Source organism: Aeromonas sp. sif2416, from assembly GCF_019218665.1.
Taxonomy (GTDB): Bacteria; Pseudomonadota; Gammaproteobacteria; order Enterobacterales; family Aeromonadaceae; genus Aeromonas; species Aeromonas encheleia.
In genome coordinates this window covers 436,452-454,024 of record NZ_JAHUXC010000002.1, presented here as the reverse complement: position 1 = coordinate 454,024, position 17,573 = coordinate 436,452, and the positions used below count along the sequence as shown (strand labels likewise).

At 62.3% G+C, this 17,573-nt stretch carries 17 protein-coding genes; all 17 read right to left on the bottom strand.

Going from position 1 to position 17,573, the window contains the following annotated elements:
- Window positions 1-79: 79 nt before the first annotated feature.
- The 17 genes from ccmB to flhB all read right to left on the bottom strand — a co-directional run bounded on the left by ccmB (window position 80) and on the right by flhB (window position 17,414).
- Window positions 80-748, bottom strand: a complete 669-nt coding sequence (gene ccmB / locus KW821_RS05465; protein WP_042652843.1) for a heme exporter protein CcmB — start codon at window positions 746-748, stop codon at window positions 80-82.
- Between the two features lie 69 nt (window positions 749-817).
- Window positions 818-1,453 (bottom strand): cytochrome c biogenesis heme-transporting ATPase CcmA, encoded by a 636-nt coding sequence (gene ccmA, locus KW821_RS05460; protein ID WP_218290693.1) that lies wholly within the window; start codon window positions 1,451-1,453, stop codon window positions 818-820.
- A gap of 174 nt (window positions 1,454-1,627) precedes the next feature.
- Window positions 1,628-2,014, bottom strand: coding sequence for a DUF2802 domain-containing protein (locus KW821_RS05455; RefSeq protein WP_218290692.1), 387 nt, complete (start codon window positions 2,012-2,014; stop codon window positions 1,628-1,630).
- A gap of 95 nt (window positions 2,015-2,109) precedes the next feature.
- Window positions 2,110-2,598 (bottom strand): chemotaxis protein CheW, encoded by a 489-nt coding sequence (locus KW821_RS05450; RefSeq protein ID WP_005333026.1) that lies wholly within the window; start codon window positions 2,596-2,598, stop codon window positions 2,110-2,112.
- Window positions 2,599-2,667: 69 nt separating this feature from the next.
- Window positions 2,668-3,543 (bottom strand): chemotaxis protein CheW, encoded by an 876-nt coding sequence (locus KW821_RS05445; protein ID WP_218290691.1) that lies wholly within the window; start codon window positions 3,541-3,543, stop codon window positions 2,668-2,670.
- Window positions 3,540-4,334 (bottom strand): ParA family protein, encoded by a 795-nt coding sequence (locus KW821_RS05440; protein WP_042652588.1) that lies wholly within the window; start codon window positions 4,332-4,334, stop codon window positions 3,540-3,542. Before KW821_RS05440 ends, KW821_RS05445 begins: the two co-directional genes overlap by 4 nt.
- 4 nt (window positions 4,335-4,338) lie before the next feature.
- Window positions 4,339-5,256, bottom strand: a complete 918-nt coding sequence (locus KW821_RS05435) for a flagellar motor protein MotB (RefSeq protein ID WP_042652589.1) — start codon at window positions 5,254-5,256, stop codon at window positions 4,339-4,341.
- Between the two features lie 2 nt (window positions 5,257-5,258).
- Entirely contained in the window at window positions 5,259-5,996 is a 738-nt protein-coding gene (locus tag KW821_RS05430) for a flagellar motor protein (protein ID WP_218290690.1), read from the bottom strand.
- Window positions 5,997-5,998: 2 nt separating this feature from the next.
- Window positions 5,999-7,111: a chemotaxis response regulator protein-glutamate methylesterase gene (locus tag KW821_RS05425; protein WP_218290689.1), complete on the bottom strand. Its 1,113-nt coding sequence runs from the start codon at window positions 7,109-7,111 to the stop codon at window positions 5,999-6,001.
- A 32-nt stretch (window positions 7,112-7,143) separates the two neighbouring features.
- Entirely contained in the window at window positions 7,144-9,258 is a 2,115-nt protein-coding gene (locus tag KW821_RS05420) for a chemotaxis protein CheA (protein ID WP_218290688.1), read from the bottom strand.
- Window positions 9,259-9,269: 11 nt separating this feature from the next.
- A complete protein-coding gene (locus tag KW821_RS05415; RefSeq protein ID WP_042652593.1) occupies window positions 9,270-10,010 on the bottom strand; it encodes a protein phosphatase CheZ in 741 nt (246 codons plus the stop codon).
- A 12-nt stretch (window positions 10,011-10,022) separates the two neighbouring features.
- Window positions 10,023-10,406 (bottom strand): chemotaxis response regulator CheY, encoded by a 384-nt coding sequence (cheY, locus tag KW821_RS05410; protein ID WP_010673934.1) that lies wholly within the window; start codon window positions 10,404-10,406, stop codon window positions 10,023-10,025.
- A 111-nt stretch (window positions 10,407-10,517) separates the two neighbouring features.
- Window positions 10,518-11,237 carry an RNA polymerase sigma factor FliA gene (locus tag KW821_RS05405; RefSeq protein WP_218290687.1) on the bottom strand — a complete coding sequence of 240 codons (720 nt, stop codon included), beginning with the start codon at window positions 11,235-11,237 and terminating at the stop codon, window positions 10,518-10,520.
- On the bottom strand, window positions 11,230-12,114 hold the full coding sequence (locus tag KW821_RS05400; RefSeq protein WP_042652595.1) for a MinD/ParA family protein: 885 nt from the start codon (window positions 12,112-12,114) through the stop codon (window positions 11,230-11,232). Before KW821_RS05400 ends, KW821_RS05405 begins: the two co-directional genes overlap by 8 nt.
- Window positions 12,107-13,522: a flagellar biosynthesis protein FlhF gene (flhF, locus tag KW821_RS05395; RefSeq protein WP_218290686.1), complete on the bottom strand. Its 1,416-nt coding sequence runs from the start codon at window positions 13,520-13,522 to the stop codon at window positions 12,107-12,109. Before flhF ends, KW821_RS05400 begins: the two co-directional genes overlap by 8 nt.
- A 16-nt stretch (window positions 13,523-13,538) precedes the next feature.
- Window positions 13,539-15,641 carry a flagellar biosynthesis protein FlhA gene (flhA, locus tag KW821_RS05390; protein ID WP_218290685.1) on the bottom strand — a complete coding sequence of 701 codons (2,103 nt, stop codon included), beginning with the start codon at window positions 15,639-15,641 and terminating at the stop codon, window positions 13,539-13,541.
- Window positions 15,642-16,283: 642 nt separating this feature from the next.
- Complete coding sequence (flhB, locus tag KW821_RS05380) at window positions 16,284-17,414, bottom strand: flagellar biosynthesis protein FlhB (RefSeq protein WP_042652598.1); 1,131 nt, start codon at window positions 17,412-17,414, stop codon at window positions 16,284-16,286.
- Window positions 17,415-17,573 lie beyond the last annotated feature (159 nt).

Here is a 17,573-nt window from a genome sequence, read left to right as displayed (position 1 = left end):
AATAAGCGGCCATCCCCTTGATCTATCTCAATTATATTTTCCATAAAAAGCCTCAAAGGAGGCTTTTTATGATAATTAATCAGTTGACGCTGACCCGCAGTGCCGCCGAGATCGCCAGGGGCGTCAGGGTCAGCGCCCCCACCAGCATGGCCCCCAGAATCGCCAGCTGGCCGGCATAGGGCAACCCCATGCTGGCCGCCTCGATGGCGGAGGTGGCGAAGATCAGCACCGGGATATAGAGCGGCAGCAGCAGCAGGCTGAGCAGCACCCCCCCCTTGCGCAGGCCCGCCGTCAGCGCGACCCCGACCGCCCCGAGCAGGCTCAACACAGGGGTGCCGAGCGCCAGGGTGGCCACCACCGCCAGATAGGTCTTCAGGTCCAGCGACAGCAGGATGGCGAGCAGGGGGGAGACCAGCAGCAGCGGCAGGCCGGTCAGCAGCCAGTGAGCGACCACTTTCGCCAGCGCCAGCAGCCCGAGCGGATGGGGCATCAGCATCATTTGCTCCAGGGCGCCGTCACTGAAGTCATCGCGAAACAGCCGCTCAAGGGAGAGCATGGCCGCCAGCAGGGCCGCCACCCAGATGATGCCGGGGGCGATGCGGGCCAACAGCTGGGGCTCCGGGCCTATCCCAAGCGGGAACAGGGTGATGACGATGAGGAAGAACCAGAGCGGGTTGAAGATGTCGGCACGCTGGCGCAGCGCCATCAGCAGCTCGCGCTGGATCAGGGTCAGCACGGCGCTCAGCATGAGCCACCTACCGCCATCGGCTGGATCAGGGGGCGCGGCATCGGAGGCCATTCGGTGCTCGGCATCGGGTTACTCCTGGCGCAAGGGGGTGAGGGAGAGCGTCTTCAGGCGCCCCTGCATCAGGGTCAAGTCCTGATGGGTGGTGAGGATCACCATGCCACCCCGATCCGCGTGGGCCAGAAACAGGCGCTCCAGCACCTTGACCCCCTGCTTGTCGATGGCGGTGAAGGGCTCGTCCAGGATCCACAGGGCCGGCCTGTCCGACAGCCAGAGCCGGGCCAGCGCCACCCGGCGCTGCTGACCGGCCGAGAGCTGGCCGGCGGGATAGTCCTCAAAACCGGCGAGGCCGACCTGGGCCAGCACCTGCCACAGATCCACGGCCGCGGCGGCCGTACCGTGCAATTTCTGATAGAAGTCGAGGTTTTCGAGGGGGGTCAGGGTCGCCTTGACGCCGGGCTGATGGCCCAGATAGAGCAGCCTGGCATGATAGTCATCGCGACAACGCCGGATATCTTCCCCGTTCCAGCACACCTCGCCGGCGAAGGGCTGGGACAGCCCGGTCAGCAGGCGCAACAGGCTGGTCTTGCCGACCCCGTTGGGGCCCTCAATCTGCACCAGATCGCCAGGCGCCACCGCGAAGGAGAGGTGTTCAAACAGGGTGCGATCTTCACGCACGCAGCTCAGATTGTTGGCTTGAAGCAGCATGAGGATTTAATCAGTCGAATGAGGCGGCCTGCATATTAACACAGGATCCGGGACCGTCTTTTCAAAGATGCCAATAATCGGCAGGATTTGTGGGGAAGATCGCGCCCTGGCGGGGGAAGATATGGCAGGGAAAACAGGGGAGTAGACGCCTCCCCCTCCGTCATGAACCAGCTGTCAGGAGCGTCCCTTGCGCAGGGAGATCAGCAGCTCGGCCTCGGCCTGCGGCAACTCGCACTCGCTCATGAGCTCGTCGAGACCGGCGCCGAGCTCCACCATCTTGGCGGCGCGGCTGTAGAGGCGGCGCTCCGGATCCTGCAGGGTCAGCTCCTGCTGGCGATCGTGGATCTGCTGCATGGCCCCTTCCGCCGACTGCAGGCGCTGGCCCATGCCGATGGCCCCGGTGTGCAGCTCCATCATCTGCCTGCGCAGACTCTCGAGCTGCTCCTGCAGCGTCTCTACCCTGGCCTCGGACTCTCGTCGGCTCCGGCGGTTGCCCAACAGCCCGATCAGGGCCAGCACCAGCGCCAACAAGGACAACCCCAAGGCTGCGAATTCAATCATCAAACTGTCACCTTCCTCATCACAGGGTCCCGCTCGGCATCATATCGCCGCGGGGCATATCCGGGACCGCTGTTGTATCACTTTTTGACGCGCCGTTACAGGGAACCTATGTCGTCCCACTCTTCGTCCGAGAGCAGCTTGTTGAGGTCAACCAGGATCAGCAGCTGGCCGTCGCGGTTGCTCACCCCCTGGATGAACTTGGCACTCTCTTCGGTGCCCACCGCCGGGGCGGCATCGATCTCGGAGGAGCGCAGATAGACCACCTCGGCCACGCTGTCGACCATGATGCCGATCACCTGCTTCTCCGCCTCTATGATGACGATGCGTGAATTCTCGCTCACGTCCCCCGCTGGCAGACCGAAACGGGAACGGGTGTCGATGACGGTGACCACGTTGCCGCGCAGGTTGATGATGCCCAGCACATAGTCGGGCGCGCCCGGGACCGGGGCTATCTCGGTGTAGCGCAACACCTCCTGCACCTGCATCACGTTGATGCCATAGGTCTCGTTTTCCAGCTGGAAGGTCACCCACTGCAGCACTTCGTCTTCGGCCAGATTCTGTGCGATATTGCGCTTTTCTGTCATCTTCTTAATCCTTTTATGAACCCGTCAACGGGTAAAATTAGCAATAAAATCACGGCAGTGCCGATGTAATCAGCGACCTTCTATGTTCACGCCACGCCCCAGCAGCACCAGCAGCTCCCTGACGTGCAGCAGGGCACACATCTTCTCCTTGACCATGCCCGCCAGCCAGGGGCGCTTGCCCTCCTGATGGCGCCATTTCACCTGATCCCGGCGCAGCAGCTCGGTGCCCTTCAGCTGATGGCAGGCCAGCCCCCAGGGGGACTCTCCCAGCATGATCAGGTACTTGTAATCGGTGACGTCCAGCGTCTTGTCCGGCATCACCCAGAGCGCCGTGTCCACCACGTTCATCTTCTGCTCCCGGGAGGTCATGATGCCGCGATACCAGGCCGGCTGACCAAACAGGGAGGTGACCTCCCCCAACTGGTGAATGCCACCGAGCTCGGTCAGGGGCACCGCGAAGGTTACCCCGGCCACGTCGAAGAAGAGCGCCTGAAACTCGTTGCCGGTGTCCAGGTTCTCCCAAGTTGAGGGCTCGGGCTCCGCCTCGACGGCCAAGGCCAGCGCCGGCTCGGTGAGCAGCAGGGTCGCCGGTTCGGCGGGCTCGGGCACCATCTCTGGCACCACCCAGTCGTTCAGCTCGGGCTCGCTCGCCTCGACCTCGATCTGCAGGGGCTCGACCCGGACTTCCTCATGGCTGAGGACATCCATCTCGTCCCGTACCTGGCTTACCTGGGCCAGCAGCTCGCTCAGCTGCTCGAGCCGCGGATCGGCCTCGAGATAGGGCGCCACGATCGCCTCGGGCTGCACGATGGGCTGAGCCTGGCGCAGCAGGGGTAGGTCCGCCGCCGGCGCCTCCTCATCCAGGCTCTCCCGCAGCAGGACGTCGTCCAGCAGCAGGGAGTGGAAGTAATCATCCATGGCCCTAACCTGGGTGCTGTCTCTCATGGCTTCACCTCCTGGCGCCGTTGACGCTCCTGGGCATCGAGATGGTTGAGCAGGGTCTCGTAGGCATAGGTGCCACGGCTGCCCGGCGCGTAGATGGAGGGCGGAACGTGCAGCAGGCTGGCATCCCTGAACTTGGTGTCGATGGGGATGACGGCATTCCAGACCGCCTCGCCATACTGCTCCTTGATGGACTGCAGGGTCATCAGGGAGGCACGGGTACGCTTGTCAAACATGGTCGGGATGACGGTATAGCGGAACTTGTCCCGCTTGGATCGCTGCATGATCTCGAAGGTCTTCATCATCCGCTCCAGCCCCTTGAGGGCCAAAAACTCGGTCTGCACCGGCACCAGGATCCGATCGCAGGCCGCCAGGGCGTTGACCATCATCACCCCCAGCACCGGCGGGCAATCGATCAACACATAGTCGTACTGATCCTGCACCCGCAGCAGGGCACGCTTGAGCACCAGCCCCATGCCCTCCCGGTTGCCCATCACCCGATCCAGGGTCGCCAGGGTGATGGAGGCGGGCAACAGATGAATATTCTCGAACCGGGTCTTGAGCGTCATCCGGTTGACCAGATCGCTGCTCGGCTTGGCCGCCTGGAACAGCTCGTACAGGGTGCCGTCCAGCCGGTCCGAATCGAAATCGAAATAGGAGGTCAGGGAGGCGTGAGGGTCGGTGTCGATCAGCAGCACGCGCTGGCCACGCTGGGCCAGGATGCCCGCGAGGGAGACCACTGTGGTGGTTTTACCGACTCCACCTTTCTGATTGGCAACCGTCCAAACAATCAATGTATCAATCCTGTCTTGTTGTTATTCGTATGCCACCACCGGGTAGCGTCACTACCCTGACGTCCTCCGCCTCCGCCGCCTGTTGCGCGGCCGGGACAGATGGTTCCGTCACGGGTCTGACGGGAGCCGGTGGCGACACCCAGGCGAACCTTGAGATGGCGACCACGACCTTGCGATTCTGTAACCGCCCCTGTTCACTGCCGTTATCGGCGAAGGGCGAAAACTCCCCATAGGCCTCGTAGGCGAGTCGCTGGGGCGCTATCCCCTTGGCGACCAGGGCGCCGAGCACGGCCTCGGCCCGTGCGGCGGACAGTGCCCAATTGGAGCGAAAAATTTCATTGTTTATCTGCTGGTTATCCGTATAACCCCGCACCCTGATGTAGTTATCGACCGGTTTCAGAATACCTGAAAGCGTATCGAGCACCGGGGCGGCATTGGCCCCCAGGAAGGCGCTACCGCTGTTGAACAGCAGCCCAGAGCTCAGCTCCACCGTCAGCCAGTTGTCATCCTGCGCCAGCTTGACCACCCCGGCCTCGACCAGCGCGCCCATGGACTGCTGCAGTTGCAGATCGATGGTGGCGAGGGCCGTGCCGTCCTGCTGGATGGGCACGCCGGAGATGGGGGCAAGGGAAGGCGACGGGGACGCCGTGCTCTCCAGCAGCGAGGGGGCGGCCGACACCGGCTGATTCAGCAGGGACTTGCCCTGCCCGTCCAGCAAGCCGTCGCTGCGCGGCACCACCTGCTGGTTGAACGCCTGGGTCATGCCATCGATGACGGCGCGATACTTCTCCTTGTTGACGATGGCCACGGAGTAGAGCACCACGAAGAGCGCGAAGATGAGCGTCATGTAATCGGCATAGGAAACCAGCCAGCGGTCGAGATGCTCTCGCCCTTGCAGATGCAAACGGTAACGCTTGCGCATGGCTATTCCCCTTTCAGATAGGCCTTCAACCGCCGTTCAACCTGCAGACCATTCTCGCCATGGGCGATGGCCAGCAGCCCCTCCAGGGTCATCTCCTGATAGAGACCGTACTGGTAATGGAACGCCCGCAGGCGGTTGGCCACCGGCAGATAGAGCAGGTTGGCGAAGCCCACCCCATAGATAGTCGCGACGAAGGCGATGGCGATGCCGGCGCCGAGCGTGTTCGGATCATCCAGGTGAAACATGGCCTGGATGAGGCCGATCACGGCGCCTATGATGCCGATGGTCGGGCTGTAGCCCCCCATGGCCTCGAACACCCTGGCGGCGTGCTCGTTTCGCTCCTGCTCGATGTCGATGTCCGCCTCCAGCAGCATGCGGATGTCTTCGATGGAGACCCCGTCCACTATCATGGTCAGGCCCTGACGGGTGAAGGGATCGGCCTCGGCGTCGGCCTGGTCTTCCAGCGCCAGCAAGCCTTGCTGGCGAGCGAAGACGGCCCAGGTCTGCAGCCGCTCCGCCTGCTGACGCAGATCCCAGTGCGGGGGGAACAGCATCCAGCCGGCTTGCCTGAGCGCCGCCAGCAGGTATTTGCGGGGCGTCTGCAGGATCACCGCGCCCCAGGTGCCGCCCACCACTATGACGAAGGCCGGGCCGTCCAGCAGGGTCAGCAGGGTACCGCCGTGCCACCACTGGGCAACGGCCACGGCCCCCAACGCCAGCAACAGACCGAGGATGCCCACGGTTAGCGGCCCAACTCGACCAGGATGCGCTGCGCCACCCGATCCAGCGGCAGCGACTCGCTCGCGATGCCGGCCTTGGCGACCGCCTGCGGCATGCCGTAGACGACACAGGAGGCTTCATCCTGCGCCCAGATGGTGGACCCCTGCTCCTTGAGCAGACGAGCGCCATCCCGGCCGTCGGCGCCCATGCCGGTCAGCACGATGGCGAGCACCTTGTCGCCATAGATCTTGGCCGCCGAGGCGAAGGTGATGTCGACGCAGGGCTTGTAGTTGACCTTGTCATTGCCCTCTATGATACGGATGCGTGCCCCTGGCCCGCGCCCTTCCAGCAGCATCTGCTTGCCGCCCGGTGCAAGGTAGGCCTGACCCGGTTTCACCACGTCGCCGTCCTCCGCCTCCTTGACCCCAATCAGGCATAGGCCGTTGAGACGGGCGGCGAAGGCCGCGGTAAAGGTCGCCGGCATGTGCTGGATCAGCAAAATGGGGTGAGGGAAATCCCCCGGCAGCTTGGTCAGCACGTTTTGCAGCGCCACTGGTCCGCCGGTGGAAGTGCCGATGGCCACCAGCTGATAGCTCTTGCCGCTGCGCTTGAAGCTCGCGGGGGCGCTCGGCGCGCGTACCGGCTCGGGCGCTCGCTCGCCGGGGCGAGCCGTGGTGCTACCCAGGACGGGCCGTACCACGGGCTCCGCCACCCTGGGCTTAGCCGCCATCAGGAAGCGCTTGCGGGCGATCTCCCTGACCCGCTGCTGCAACAGCCTGACCGCCTCGTCCTTGTCACGGGCGATGTCTTCGAACTTCTTGGGGAGAAAGTCGAGGGCACCGGCATCCAGCGCATCCAGGGTCGCCTTGGCGCCGTCGTGGGTCAGCGAGGAGAACATCAGTATGGGGGTGGGACACTTGGCCATGATCTCGCGCACGGCGCTGATGCCGTCGAGTACCGGCATCTCTATGTCCATGGTGATGACGTCGGGCCGCAACTGCAGCGCCTTGTCCACCGCCTCCCGTCCATTCTGGGCCGTGTCGATCACCGTCATCAGGGGATCCTGATTGATGATTTCGCTGACCCTGCGGCGGAAGAAGCTCGAATCGTCGACCACTAATACCTTGACTGCCATTGTTATTCTTCTAACTCCTCGGGTCGGAACGATCAGTGCCGGCGCGCATAGGCCTTGAGCAGGCTGGGTACATCCAGAATGAGGGCGATGCCGCCGTCGCTGGTGATGGTGGCGCCGGCCATGCCGGGGGTGCCCTGCAGCAGGTTGTCCAGTGGCTTGATCACCACCTCTTCCTGACCGATGAGGTTGTCCACGACGAAGCCCACCTGCTGGGTACCAATTTGAACTATGACCACGTGGCCGGTGTCCTGGCGCGCCGTCTTGCCGGCGCCGCGTACCAGCCACTTGTGCAGGTAGAACAACGGGATCGCCTTGTCACGCACTATGATGGTGAGCTGGCCGTCCACCACGTTGGCCTTCTTCAGGTCAAGATGGAAAATCTCGTTCACGCAGCCGAGCGGCAGGGCGAAGGTCTGAGCCCCCACTTCCACCATCAGGGTCGGCAGTATGGCCAGGGTGAGCGGGACCTTGATCTCGAGGCGAGTGCCCTTGCCCCAGGTCGAATCTATGTGCACCGAGCCATTCAGGCTGACGATGCTGGTCTTCACCACGTCCATGCCGACGCCACGGCCCGAGATGTCGGAGATCTCCGACTTGGTGGAGAAACCGGGGGCGAAGATCAGGTTGTAGGCATCGTTGTCGCTCATGCGCGCCGCGCTGTCGGCATCGAGCACGCCGCGGCTGATGGCGATGGATTTCAGCTTCTCCGGATCCATGCCGGCGCCGTCATCCTCGATGCAGAGCAGGATGTGATCCCCTTGCTGGGAGGCGCTCAGGGTGATGGTGCCCTGACGGGGCTTGCCCGCCTTCTCGCGCACATCCGGCATCTCGACGCCGTGATCGCAGGAGTTGCGCACCAGGTGCACCAGGGGATCGGCCAGGGCCTCGACCAGGTTCTTGTCGAGATCCGTCTCCTCCCCGACCATGATCAATTCGATGTCTTTCTTGAGGGTCCTGGCCAGATCGCGCACCACCCGGGGGAAGCGACCGAACACCTTCTTGATGGGCTGCATGCGGGTCTTCATGACCGCCCCCTGCAGATCCGCCGTCACCACGTCCAGGTTGGCCACCGCCTTGGACATCTCCTCGTCGTTGCTGGCGATGCCGAGGCTCACCAGGCGGTTGCGCACCAGCACCAGCTCACCCACCATGTTCATGATGACGTCCAGGGTCTTGGTATCCACCCGCACCGTGGTGTCGTTCTGCATCGCATTGCCGCTCTCGGCGGGAGCCGCCTGCTTGGCAGGAGCGGGGGCCGGTGCTGGCTTGGCGGGCGCTGGGCTGGCCGCGACCGGCGCACTGGGCTGGACCGGAGTCGGTGCCGGGGCAGCCGGGGGCGTCATCGGGGACGCCATGCTGTGCTGGGGCGCCTGGCCACGGCCGTGCAATTCATCGAGCAGGCGTTCGAACTCGTCATCGTCGATGAGCGCGTCCACCTCTTGCTGGACCGATTGCAGCGGGGAGAGATCCGGCGCACCACCGTGCTGACCCTGGCCGTGCAGCTGGTCGAGCAGCGCCTCGAACTCGTCGTCCGTGATGTCGCCGGAGCCACTCAACACCGGCGCGGCGGAGACCGTCGGCGCCTTGCCGGCACCGTGCAGTTCGTCCAGCAGGCGCTCGAATTCATCGGCGGAAATTTCATCGATGGAGCCACCGCCATTCACGGCGGCGGGGACGCTGGCGGGTATGCTCACCGGCTCGGGGGCAGGCGGCGGGACTATGGCCGCAGCGGCGACGGTGCGCAGCTGCTCCTGCCCTTCGGGTTTGCACAGCTCGTGCAGGTCGTGCAGGAGATCGGCAGAGGCCGGGCTGGTCGGCTCCCGGTTCTGTACCTGGGCAAACATGACGTTGATGGCATCCAGCGCCTGTAAAATGACATCCATCAGCTCGGCGCTCAGGGTCCGCTTGCCGTTGCGCAGCAGGTCGAACAGGTTCTCGGCGCCGTGGCAGACATCCACCAGCTCGGTCAGGGAGAGGAAACCGGCTCCGCCCTTGACGGTGTGGAAGCCGCGGAAGATGGCATTCAACAGATTCTTGTCATCGGGTCGCTTTTCCAAGTCGACCAGTTGTTCAGACAACTGTTCCAATATTTCTGATGCTTCGACCAAAAAGTCTTGCAGTATGTCTTCATCAACTTCGAAGGCCATGCGTCACTCCATTAGAATCCCAGACTAGACAGCAGATCGTCCACATCATCCTGGCCATTGACCACATCAGACCTTGTCTCAGGGTTCATGATGGGACCTTCTGCCTCGATGCCGCTTGCCGGCAAGCTGCGCACCGAATGCTCGATGGCTGCCTCACCAAACATGGTCAGCATCTCTATCAACTTCGTTTCAACTTCCTGCACCAGCTTGATGACCTTGCGGATCATCTGGCCGGTCAAATCCTGAAAGTCCTGTGCCATCAGGATTTCCGTCAGCAGTTGTCGTAACTTATCGGCATCCGTCTCCGAAGCCTTAATAAAATCATTCAGTTGATGGCAGAGTGCCTTGAACTGGCCCAGCTCAAGATCCCGGCTCATCAAGGCATTCCAATTGGGCATCACCAGCTGGATGTTGTCATTGAGCCGATCGGCAATGGGGAGACTGGCCTCGACCGCATCCATGGTGCGATTGGCGGCCTTGTCCGTCATGTCGATGACATAGCTCAGGCGCTCCCGGGCATCGGGGATCTCGTGGGTGGCCAGGTCGGGGATCCTGGGATCCAGCCGAAAGTCCTGTAAAGAGTCGTGCAGTTGGCGGGTAAGCTGGCCGACCCTGTCAAACAGGGCGGCGGCATTGGGGGCACACACATCGGCGAGGATGGTATCGGCCTGTTCAAATTCACCTTGCTCGAGGTGGGCAACCAGCATCCTTGCCTGCTCGAGCGAGATCATGGCACTCGTTTTGGCCGTCATCCCTGCCACTCCTTAGCCGATGCGTTCAAAGATTTTGTCGAGCTTCTCTTTGAGAGTGGCGGCGGTGAACGGCTTGACGATGTAGCCATTTACCCCGGCCTGAGCGGCTTCGATGATCTGCTCGCGCTTGGCTTCGGCAGTCACCATCAACACCGGCAGGTGCTTGAGTTTGTCATCGAGACGGATCGCCTTGAGCAGGTCGATGCCCTGCATGCCAGGCATGTTCCAGTCGGTGACCACAAACTGGAAGTCGCCATTTTTCAACATCGGCAGCGCCGTGTTGCCATCGTCTGCTTCATGGGTATTGTTATATCCCAGGTCACGCAGCAAGTTCTTGATAATCCGGCGCATCGTTGAAAAATCATCCACGATGAGGATTTTCATGTTCTTGTCCAAAATTCCCTCCTAAATAGCCGCAAAAACGGCTCACTTACATGATGCAGAATGCAGGTTTTATGCTGCGAATTATGCCTTAGAGTTGCGTTCCAGTGTAGCCAGTACAACCACTTATAAATTCCAATCTCGCAGGCGGGCACGCAATCTGTGCATGGCCTGACTGTGTATCTGGCTCACCCGAGACTCACTCACGCTCAACACCTCGCCGATCTCGCGCAGGTTCAGCTCCTCGTCGTAATAGAGGGAGAGCACCAGCGCCTCGCGCTCGGGCAGGCGGGAGATATGCTCGGCCAGGGCGCCCTGGAAACGCTCGGCCGCCAGATCGTCGAAGCCGCCATGACCGCTGGCGTCATCGGGATGCCCTATCACATCCTCGCTGACCCCGAGATCCTCGATGCCGATGATCTTGCCGCAGGAGACGTCCTGCAGCATGGCGTGGTACTCGCCGAGGGAGACGCCCATCTGGGTCGCCACCTCGGTGTCCCTGGCATCGCGACCGTGCACCTGCTCCACGTTCTCGATGGCCTCGGCGATGGCGCGGCTGTTGCGGTGGACCGAGCGCGGCACCCAGTCGCCACGGCGGATCTCGTCGAGCATGGCACCGCGGATGCGGATGCCCGCATAGGTTTCAAAGCTGGCGCCCTTGCTGCCGTCAAAATTGCGGGAGGCTTCGAGCAGCCCAATCATACCTGCCTGGATCAGGTCATCCAGCAAGACACTGCTTGGCAGGCGAGCCAATAAATGCTGGGCGATCCGTTTAACCAGCGGAGCATGACGCTCGACCAGCACATAGGAATCCTGATGACGCAAGTATGCTTGGGTTTTATTCACGGGAGTCTTCCTGTGCTATGACCGGCTTTTGCAATAAATTTTCCAGGAAAAATTCGAGATGACCCCCTGGCTGATGCGGAATGGGCCAGCTCGCCGCCTTGTTGGCCAGGGCGCGAAACGCCAGGGCCGCCGGTGACTTGGGGAAGGCCTCGACGATCAGCTTCTGCTTGCGCACGGCGGCGCGCAGGTTGGTGTCGTAGGGCACACAGGCCACCAGCTCCAGCGAGGTATCCAGGAAACGGTCGGTGACCCGGGTCAGCTTGGCGAAGAGCTCCTGCCCCTCGCGCAAGGAGCGCACCATGTTGGCCACCACCTTGAAACGGAACACGCCGTGATCCTTGGAGAGGATCTTGATGAGGGCGTAGGCATCGGTGATGGAGGTGGGCTCATCGCACACCACCACCATGATGTCCTGGGCCGCACGGGTGAAGCTCAGCACCATGTCGGAGATCCCCGCCGCCGTATCCACCAGCAGCACGTCGACCTGGGTCTTCATCTCGCTGAAGGCACGGATGAGCTCGGCATGTTGCACCGGCGAGAGCTCGACCATGGACTGGGTACCCGAGGTGGCCGGCACTATCATCATGCCGTAGGGCCCCTCGACGATGATGTCGTCTATGGTGCACTCCCCGGCCAGCACATGGGACAGGTTGCGATGCACCCGCAGCCCCAGCATGACGTCGACGTTGGCCAGGCCAAGGTCGGCATCCAGCACCAACACCCGTTTGCCCTGGGCGGCCATGGCTCCCGCCACGTTCAGGGTGACGTTGGTCTTGCCCACGCCCCCCTTGCCTCCGGACACGGCGATCACTTTAACTCGATTGTTTTGACGCATTTTGCGCAGACCACTCGCCTGATCCATATAGATGTTACTCATAAAACTCCGAATCTTCGGCCTCGCCAAAACCTGAACCCCAGAAGTAGGGATCTTCTGTTTCCCGCTCCAGCGAACCCATGGCGGCACCGACCAGCAGCGCCGCGTTGGCAACTTGAATATCTTCCGGCACCCGCTGTCCATCGGTGATGTAGCTGATGGGCAGCGCGTTCTGGATGCATACGTTGATCACTTCACCCAGGTTCAGGCTCTCGTCCAGCTTGGTCAGGATGCAGCCGGAGAGCGGGATGCGCCGGAAGTGATCCACCGCCTCCTGCATCACCCGGCGCTGGGACGTCGCCGACATGACCAGATAACTGCGAATGCGCACCTTGGCGTTCTTGACCAGGGTGTCGAGCTGCTCGGTCAGGCGGATGTCCCGCTGACCCACCCCGGCGGTATCGATGAGCACCAGCCGGCGGTTGCGGAACTGATAGAGCGCATTGGCCAGCTCCTCGGCGTCCCTCACCTGGCGCACCGGGCAGCCCATGATGCGACCATAGGTCTGCAACTGCTCGTGGGCCCCGATCCGGTAGTTGTCGGTGGTGATGAGGGCCACCTGCTCGGCGCCGTATTTCATGGCGAAGCGGGCCGCCAGCTTGGCGATGGTGGTGGTCTTGCCCACCCCGGTCGGGCCGAGCAGCGCCACGGCACCACCCTGGCGCAGGATATCGTCTTCGCTGATCTTGAGCTGGGCCGTCAGTACCTCGGCCAGCTGGGCCATGGCCTGATGAATGGGCATCTCCTCCGGGATCAGCCCGGCGAGCTGGTCGGCGAAGGCATCATCGAACCCCATCTTCTTGAGTTCCTTGATGAGCAGCGCCCGCATCGGCTCGCGGCGCTCCACCTCCTGCCACATCAGGCCGGAGATCTGGTGCTCGAGCAGCTTGCGAATGCTGACCATCTCCTTGCGCATCCCTTCCATCTCCTGATCCCGCTGGGCGGGTTGGGCAGGACGCGGACCGGGCGCAGGACGAGCCTTGGGCTTGACGGGTTCGGGAGCGGAGCCCCACTGACCCTGTTCGGCCAGGGTTCTGGGCGCCGTATTGGCCGACACCAGACCGGCGGACTGATTGCCACTCGCCGCCGGATTGGCGGGGTTGAGTTTCTGCTGGCGTGCCAGCAGGGCCGCCAGGGTGTCGGCATAGTATTCGTTCTGCTCCTTGGGCGGCGCAGGGCGTGTCATCTGCTTGCCCGCAGACGAGATATTGACGCTCTCATCGTTCAACTGACGGCGAACCGGCGCATCTTTGGGTCCGGGCACCTGGGACTGATAATCGACAGCGGCGACTATCTCCACCCCACCGGTGACCTTCTTGTTGGACATGATGACAGCATCCGGCCCGAGTGTCTCCTTGACCTCGGCCAGGGCCGTGCGCATGTCTTTGGCAAAAAAACGCTTAATCTTCACCCGTCATCTCCGCTAACTAGCCCTGTCCTACCGCACTGACGATGCGGATTTGCTTGTCATCAGGCACTTCCTGATAAGACAGAACGCGTAATCCAGGAATGGCATTCTTGACAAATTTCGCCAGGGTATTGCGCAATATCCCCGATGTCAGAAGCACGGCCGGCTGGCCTTCCAGTTCTTGTCGTTGAGTGGCTTCCACCAGCGAACGCTGCATCCGCTCCGCCAGTCCCGGTTCGATACCGGCGCCATCTCCCCCACCTGCTTGCAAGGATTGATGCAATATACGTTCCAATTCTGGCGCCAGGGTGATCACCGGCAGCTCGGGATCGGGACCCGCGATCTCCTGCACGATCAATCGGCGCAGGGCGATGCGACAGGCGGCCGTCAGCACTTCCGGATCCGGGCTGCGCGGCGCATATTCCACGAGGGTCTGCAGAATAGTGCGCATATCGCGAATTGGCACGCCCTCATTGAGCAGATTTTGCAATACCTTGACCAGGTTGCCCATGCTGATCACCTCGGGCACCAGCCCCTCCACCAGCTTGCTCTGATGCTTCCCTATCATGTCCAGCAGCTGCTGCACCTCGTCGTGACCGAGCAGCAGGGCGGCATGGTTGGAGAGGATCTGGCTCAGGTGGGTGGCCACCACGGTGGCGGCATCCACCACGGTGTAACCCAGGGTCTGGGCGTGGGAGACCTGATCCTTGGCGACCCACACCGCCTCCAGCCCGAACGCGGGATCCTGGGTCGCGATGCCCTGGACCTGGCCGAACACCTGGCCCGGATTGATGGCCATCTCCTTGTCGTGGTAGACGGTGGCCTCGCCGGTACTCACTCCCATCAGCGTGATGCGGTACTGGTTAGGCGCGAGATCCAGGTTGTCGCGAATGTGCACGGCCGGCACCAGGAAGCCGAGCTCCTGGGAGAGCTTCTTGCGCACCCCCTTGATCCGGTTGAGCAGCTCGCCGCCCTGGCTCTTGTCCACCAGCGGGATGAGCTGATAACCCACCTCCAGCCCTATGATGTCCACCGGCATCACATCGTCCCAGCTGAGATCTTTCTGTTCATGAGGCTGATCCGAGCTCTGCGGCATCAGCTCGCCCTTGGCCACCTTGGCGGCGCGCTGTTTCTCACGGCGCAGCAGCCACCAGGCTCCGACCGCCGCTATGGCCCCCAGGCTCAGGAACGCCAGGTGCGGCATGCCGGGCACGCTGCCCATCATCAGCAGGATGCCGGCGGAGATCACCAGCGCCTTGGGATTCTCGAACAGCTGGCCGAGCACCGCCGTGCCCATGTCCTGATCGGTATTCTGGCGGGTCACTATGATGGCGGCGGCGATGGAGAGCAGCAGGGAGGGGATCTGGGCCACCAGGCCATCACCGATGGCGAGCAGGGTGTAGATCTGGGCCGCCTCACCGAAGCTGAGCTGGTGCTGCATCATGCCGATGATGAAGCCACCAATGATGTTGATGAAGAGGATCATGATGCCGGCGATGGCATCCCCCTTCACGAATTTGGAGGCACCGTCCATGGAGCCGTAGAAGTCGGCTTCCTGGGTCACGTCCTGGCGCCGCTTCTTGGCCTCTTCCTGATTGATGAGACCGGCGTTCAGGTCCGCATCGATGGCCATCTGCTTGCCGGGCATGGCGTCCAGGGTGAAGCGGGCGCTCACCTCGGAGATCCGGCCCGCCCCCTTGGTGACCACCACGAAGTTGATGATCACCAGGATCATGAAGACGATGATACCGACCGCATAGTTGCCGCCTATGACCACGTTGCCGAAGGCCTCGATCACATGGCCGGCCGCCGCGCTGCCGTTATGGCCTTCCAGCAGCACGACCCGGGTCGAGGCGACGTTCAGCGCGAGGCGCAGCAGGGTGGCGATCAGCAGCACGGTCGGGAAGGCGGCGAACTCCAGCGGCCGGCGGGTATAGACGGCCACCAGCAGCACCACGATGGAGAGGGCTATGTTGAAGGAGAACAGGATATCCAGCATCAGCGGCGGGATGGGCAGCACCACCATGCCGAGGGAGGCGAGCACCAGCAGCGGGGTCCCGACCCCCTTGCTGAGCAACCACCTGTACTCTGTTAAACGGCCCAATGCTGCCTTGAATCCCATCGTTATGCTCAATTATCAACTGCCAGTGCTGGACTAAAGCAAACATCAAGCCAACAATTCAATATGCTGATATATAAGGTTTTTATTTTTAAAGCTGTCAGAAGTCTGGCGGGTCACACTGAACCTAGGCTGGTCGGGACTGAAGAGAACGGGGTCAACCGCAGCAACAGGTTCCGGGCCGATAGACATGGACCAGCACTTGAACCAGGCAGGCAAAGCCAGCCTGAGACAGATTCAGCCACTATCGACAAGCCGGTGCGCCCAAGGAGCCGGGGCGTTATTTGCGGTACTCAGGCGGGATGGGCAGATCCTTGGCGACCGGGGTCGGGCGCCGGCCACGGCCACGGCGGGACTTCTTGAGCCGATAGACATGGGCCAGTGTTTGAACCAAGGCGGCAAAGCCAGCTTGAGACAGGTTCAGTCACTATCGACAAGCCGATGTGCCCAAGGAACCAGGGCGTTATTTGCGGTACTCAGGCGGAATGGGCAGATCCTTGGCGATTGGGTCGGACGCCGGCCACGGCCACGGCGGAACGTCTTGAGCCGATAGACATGGGCCAGTGTTTGAACCAGGGCGGCAAAGCCAGCTTGAGACAGATTCAGCCACTATCGACAAGCCGATGCGCCCAAGGAGCCGGGGCGTTATTTGCGGTACTCAGGCGGGATGGGCAGATCCTTGGCGACCGGGGTCGGACGCCGGCCACGGCCACGGCGGAACTTCTTGAGCTGATAGACATAGGCCAGCACCTGGGCCACGGCGGCGAACAGCCCCTCCGGGATCTCGTGACCGATCTCGGTGGAGTGATAGATGGCGCGGGTGAGCGCCGGGGACGGCATGATGGGGATCTCGTATTCCCGCGCTATCTCCCGGATCTTCATCGCCACCTCGTCGACCCCCTTGGCCAGCACCTTGGGGGCGGCCCCGGGTTTGCCCGTGTCGTATTTCAGCGCCACCGAGTAGTGGCTCGGGTTGGTGATGATCACGTCCGCCTTGGGCACATCCCCCATCATGCGACGCATCGCCATCTCCATCTGCAGGCGGCGGATCCGCCCCTTGACCTCGGGCTTGCCCTCGCTGTCCTTGAACTCGTCCTTGATCTCCTGCTTGGTCATCTTGAGCTGACGATTGTGGTTCCAGGTCTGGAAGGGCACATCGATGGCGACGATGGGAATGAGGGAGCAGCAGAGGATGATCAGCATCCACAGCAGCAGGTCCAGCGCGTCTATGATGCCACCGGGAAAGCCCTCGAGGGAGAGGTTGAGCAGGTGGTTGAACTGACTCGACAGCATCCACCAGGCGAACAGGCTGATGAACACCACCTTGGCGATGGACTTGATGAGCTCCACCAGCGACTGCACCCCGAACATCCTCTTCAAACCACTCAAGGGGCTCAGCTTGCTCCATTTGGGCAGCATGGCCTCGGAGGAAAAATTCATTCCTCCCAGCAGGGTGTTGCCGACGAAGGCGGCGATGGTCACCAGCAGGAACAGCAGGCCGAGGGGCTGGATAAGCTCGGCCAGCAGGGTGGGCACCATGGCCCCCATGGCGTTGGGATCGAAGGCCTGATCCCGCTCCAGGGTAAAGCCCATGGTGAGCACCTTGACCATGGCACCGGCCAGGCTCTCCTTGAGCATCAGCAAGCCAAACACGGTCGCCAGCAGCACGCTGGCGGTTCCCAGCTCCTTGGAACGTGCAATCTGCCCTTTTTCCCGGGCCTGTTGCAGTCGTTTGCCCGTGGGTTGTTCGGTACGTTCCTGATCGGTATCAGCCATTCTGGCCACCGACTGGCTGGAGACTGCCGATCATCCAACCGATAACCTGAAACGGTGCCAACCCACCGGGTTGCTCGGTGCCATTTGCCTGATCGGTATCAGCCATGCAGACCTCCGACTGGCCGGAGGCGGTCGATCATCGCACCGATAACCTGAAAC